The organism is Pseudomonas sichuanensis, assembly GCF_003231305.1.
Classification (GTDB): Bacteria; Pseudomonadota; Gammaproteobacteria; order Pseudomonadales; family Pseudomonadaceae; genus Aquipseudomonas; species Aquipseudomonas sichuanensis.
In genome coordinates this window covers 1-409 of record NZ_QKVM01000150.1, presented here as the reverse complement: position 1 = coordinate 409, position 409 = coordinate 1, and the positions used below count along the sequence as shown (strand labels likewise).

Here is a 409-nt window from a genome sequence, read left to right as displayed (position 1 = left end):
GTTGGCGATGTCGCCGATCACTTCAACCTGCGGGAAGTACACGGCGTCCACTTCGGCGGAGCGGAAGCTCACGTGGATCACTTCGGTACCACCACGCACCATGAAGAACGGTGGTTTCTCGATCACGTCGTGGCCGATGTTGACGATCAGGTCGGCGGCTTCGACGGCGCGGTGCACGAAATCGCCGGAGGACAGCGCGGCGTTACCCAGGAAGCGTGGGTGACGCTCGTCGACCACGCCTTTACCCATCTGGGTGGTGATGAACGGGATGCCGGTCTTGTCGATCAGTTGCTTGAGAACCTTGGCGGTCATCTTGCGGTTGGCGCCGGCGCCGATCACCAGGATCGGGTTACGGGCGTTCTTCAGTTTCTCGACGGCAGCTTCGATGGCCACGTGCTCGGCCAGCGGG

At 62.3% G+C, this 409-nt stretch carries 1 pseudogene; it reads right to left on the bottom strand.

The features are described 5' to 3' along the window. Positions 1-409 (bottom strand): annotated as a pseudogene (locus DM373_RS28495) (acetolactate synthase large subunit); the annotation flags it as partial.